Genomic DNA, 3,783 nt, shown 5'->3' with positions numbered 1-3,783 from the left:
TTCTATACTTTTAAGGAACATCTGAATTCTCACAACTTATTCCTGATTGCTATATAGGGTTTTATTCAGTTAAGAAATAAATTGTTAGTATTATGATAGTTGAATAGGAGAAAACTAAATGCAAGCAACTCAAACCCGCTACTCTTCCGAAGAGTATCTAGAGCGGGAAAAAACCGCTGAATTTAGAAGTGAATATCGTGATAGAGAAATCATACCCATGACTGGAGGTACGTTAAATCACAATCGAATTGGACTAAATGTTGCTTCTGCCCTAAAGTATGGTATCAAAGGGCAACCTTACGAAACTGCTATAAATGATTTGCGCTTATCAATACCAACAAAAAATATTTACACTTATCCAGATGTGATGGTAATTTCTACTCCAGTTATTTATGCTGAAGGTAGGCGAGATACTATTACTAACCCTCAGATAATTATTGAGGTATTGTCGCGATCGACAGAAAGTTATGATAGGGGGCAAAAATTTGAGTATTATCGCAGAGTAAATAGTTTGCAAGAATATATTCTAATCGATCAATACAGGTATTATGTTGAAAAGTTTAGCAAAACTGAGGATGGCAAATGGTGGTTGTCAGAATATGAAGGTGATGGTGCTATTTTATCTTTAAGTTCGGTGGAGTTTCAAATCTCTTTGTCAGATATTTACGAAAATGTAGAATTTGAGTGAAGAAGGAAGAAGGAAGAAAGCATTTAGTTATCTACAACAGAAGCAAGGAGACGTTTAGTTATCTACTTACTTCTGCATTATTCCTAATCTTTACTATTATGGCATTACTCTATCCTATAGTAATTCCCAAAAAGCGTGAGGTACAAAATTCTTTTGTTTGAGGCAACAGGGAACACCGGAGCTGGGAATACAGGAATAAATAGTCTTATAACTGTACCTCACTATCCTCAAAATTGCTGTAAGTACATAATAAAAATATTCTCCTCTCAATATTGAAGAAATATCCCAAATTTATGCGCAGAAGTACTGATAACTGATAACTGATAACTGAAATTACCAAGGTAATATTTCACCCTTTGCGTGCCAAAAAGTACCTGTATTTTCTAAGTTTAATTCGTCAATTCTAGCTAACAAATTTTCTGCTGCTTCTGCTGGAGATATTCCTGTAAAATTTGTCATTCTAGTACTAATTAAACCAGGGTGTAAAATTGCTACAGCAATTCCCTGTGGTTTTAGATCCACAGATAAAGATTTACCAGCCATACTAACTGCAACTTTTGACATTCGATAACCATAAGAACCACCAGAAGTATTATCATCAATTGAACCAATTCTACTTGTAATAATAGCAATTTTTGAGCCAGATTCCATCAAAGGTAATAAAGCATGAGTTAGGCGTAAAGTTCCTATTGCATTCACTTCAAATTGTTTGCTAATACTATCAAAATCTAAATAATCTAGATAATTTCTTTCAACAATTCCAGCATTATTAATTAATACATCTAATTTTATCCCTTGTAGATGATTAACTAAATTAGCAACATTTTTTTCAGAAGTAATATCTACTCCTGTTTCTACAGAAATTCCTAGACTTTCTAATTCTCCGTCTGACTGGCGACAAACAGCAATTACTTTGTCACCTTTACTATAAACTTTTTTACATAATTCTTTCCCAATACCACGATTAGTTCCTGTAATTAAATAAGTTGCCATAATCGACTTTTTTTCCTTAATTGCTGATAATTTTGCTGGTTGATTATATCATATAAGTAACACAATTTTTTTTAAGCAAACAGCGGTCAGCCATCAGCTATCAGCTTCATTACCTTTAGTCAAATTGTAGCTTGGTTTGAGCCATCGAAAATCAACATCTTCATTCATTAGAAAGAGGAGGCAATAAAACCTCTAACTGCTCTAATAAAATGGGAATATCTGACGCAATAACTCCCCACAAAATTTCTGGTCTCACCTCGTCGTAGCGATGAGCAATAATATTTCTTAAACCAATAAGACTGCGCCAATTTATATGAGAGTGTAATTGTTGAAACTCTAAAGATATTCGACGTGCAGCTTCACCCAAAATTTCAAATTGACGCTCTACTGCACTTTGTATCAAAATGTTCTCTAAAATACTCACTGTAATTTACATCAGTAGTAAATTCCTGGATTCGACGAATTGCCTGTACCATATCCCAAACTGAAGCAATATCTCTATTGTTTTGCATAAATTATTTGATAAGTATTTAAAATATTAGCTAAACGATAGGGATTTTTAATCATAGCTTTTTCTACTAAATCAACTGCACGTCCAAACTTTATTTCTAATTCCTCTTGCATATCTAATAATTTTGACAATGTTAACTGACAAAAAGGCTCATAAACTACTAAAATATCAACATCACTCTTAGGGTGAAAATCTTCTCGCAATACTGAGCCAAATAAAGCTAATTCCGCAATATTCCAGCGCTGGCAAAACTCAGCAATTTCTGAGTAGGAAATTTTCAGACGTTCTGTGAGAATAACTTTTAAATCAATCTTTTGTTGTTCTTTAAGCATTATACAGTTCCTTAATTATTGACTTTTAAAATTATGCCAGATTCTACAGAAAACTCAAAGCAAATTATTACGGTAGGCGACCAACCAACGACAGATGATGAACTTGGTTTTGCCCCTTATGTTATAGCAATGGCTGAGTTTTTAACTCATAAAGATACTAAACCGCCACTAACTATTTCTATCGAGGGTGAATGGGGTAGCGGTAAATCTTCTTTTATGAAACAACTTGAAACTGAGGTTAAAAATAAGTCTCAAGAATTAGATAAGGAAGATTTAAAGAAAGTTTGGCAGAAAATTAAAAAAGACCGGATTATTTTCAGCGATATATCAGACATCTATGAATTTTTGAGATTAAAATTCAAACAAGAAACTCAAACTGTTTGGTTTAATGCTTGGCGACATGAAAAATCTGAATCACTTTGGGCGACTTTTGCTCTTTCTTTTTTAGAACAATTGTCTAATAATCGTAATTTATCTGATATTTTATATAATTTATTGAGTTACTTAATTCTCATCGGTAATCGTCTTGACTGGAAAAATAAACCAGTAAAATTTATCCAGACTTTGGTAATAATATGGTTGATGGCAACTATTATTGTTTCTGTTCCATTTATTGTATTTTTTCCAGATAAAATCACGGGTGTTTTACCGTGGTATGAAAAGTTAGCAGATATTGTTCAAACAGATTCAGAGGCAGAAGAGGAAGATAAAAAAGACGAGCAAAAAACTGATAATAAAGAAGATGAAAATAATCAATTTTTAACTTTCTGGTTACAGTTGGGAGGTTATGGTGCTGCCTTTGCTGGAGTAGGAAAACTTCTGGCAATATTAAAGGATTTAATTGGCGACCAGAAAATGGATTTGACTCAATATCTTGAGCATCCTGATTATGATAAACAAGTGGCTTTTATTGAAAAGTTTCACGAGGATTTTTCTAAAATTGTTAATGCTTATGTGGGTGAAAATGAAAAGATTTATGTTTTTATTGATGACCTTGACCGTTGTGATTTGGGTAAATCGGCAGATTTATTACAAGCTCTAAATATGATGATTTCTAATGACCCAAAGATAATTTTTATTTTGGGTATGGATAGAGAAAAGGTAGCAGCAGCTATAAGTTTTAAACAAAGAAATATTATTCCTTTTCTAGCTTCAGCGATCGCCGAAAATCAAGTAGAGGAAAATGAAGTTCAGAAGCTGAACAAAAAGGTTGATTATGGTTTTAGTTTTCTGGAAAAGTTTGTGCAATTATCATTCTC

Annotated in this window: 5 protein-coding genes; 2 read left to right on the top strand and 3 right to left on the bottom strand. The window is 32.9% G+C overall.

Annotation, left to right across the window (positions count from 1 at the left end):
- Positions 1–118: 118 nt before the first annotated feature.
- Positions 119–688: a Uma2 family endonuclease gene (locus AC3DU7_RS28185; protein ID WP_488042568.1), complete on the top strand. Its 570-nt coding sequence runs from the start codon at positions 119–121 to the stop codon at positions 686–688.
- Positions 689–1,021: 333 nt separating this feature from the next.
- Here the strand turns inward: AC3DU7_RS28185 and AC3DU7_RS28180 are convergent, their stop codons facing one another.
- The 3 genes from AC3DU7_RS28180 to AC3DU7_RS28170 all read right to left on the bottom strand — a co-directional run bounded on the left by AC3DU7_RS28180 (position 1,022) and on the right by AC3DU7_RS28170 (position 2,524).
- Positions 1,022–1,681, bottom strand: a complete 660-nt coding sequence (locus AC3DU7_RS28180; RefSeq protein WP_488042567.1) for an SDR family oxidoreductase — start codon at positions 1,679–1,681, stop codon at positions 1,022–1,024.
- A 160-nt stretch (positions 1,682–1,841) separates the two neighbouring features.
- Positions 1,842–2,084 (bottom strand): HepT-like ribonuclease domain-containing protein, encoded by a 243-nt coding sequence (locus AC3DU7_RS28175; RefSeq protein ID WP_488042566.1) that lies wholly within the window; start codon positions 2,082–2,084, stop codon positions 1,842–1,844.
- Positions 2,085–2,179: 95 nt separating this feature from the next.
- Entirely contained in the window at positions 2,180–2,524 is a 345-nt protein-coding gene (locus AC3DU7_RS28170) for a nucleotidyltransferase family protein (RefSeq protein WP_488042565.1), read from the bottom strand.
- Between the two features lie 33 nt (positions 2,525–2,557).
- Between AC3DU7_RS28170 and AC3DU7_RS28165 the strand changes: the two genes are divergently transcribed.
- A partial coding sequence (locus AC3DU7_RS28165) for a P-loop NTPase fold protein (RefSeq protein ID WP_488042564.1) occupies positions 2,558–3,783 on the top strand: 1,226 nt, incomplete at its 3' end.

The sequence above is a fragment of the Okeania sp. genome (assembly GCF_983059655.1).
The sequence above is the reverse complement of the archived record's forward strand: the minus strand, read 5'-3'. Positions and strand labels throughout refer to the sequence as shown.

Excerpts from the sequence above, each read along its gene's own strand:
- AC3DU7_RS28185 (WP_488042568.1), top strand. The coding sequence starts at position 119 with ATGCAAGCAACTCAAACCCGCTACTCTTCCGAAGAGTATCTAGAGCGG.
- AC3DU7_RS28180 (WP_488042567.1), bottom strand. The coding sequence starts at position 1,681 with ATGGCAACTTATTTAATTACAGGAACTAATCGTGGTATTGGGAAAGAA.
- AC3DU7_RS28170 (WP_488042565.1), bottom strand. The coding sequence starts at position 2,524 with ATGCTTAAAGAACAACAAAAGATTGATTTAAAAGTTATTCTCACAGAA.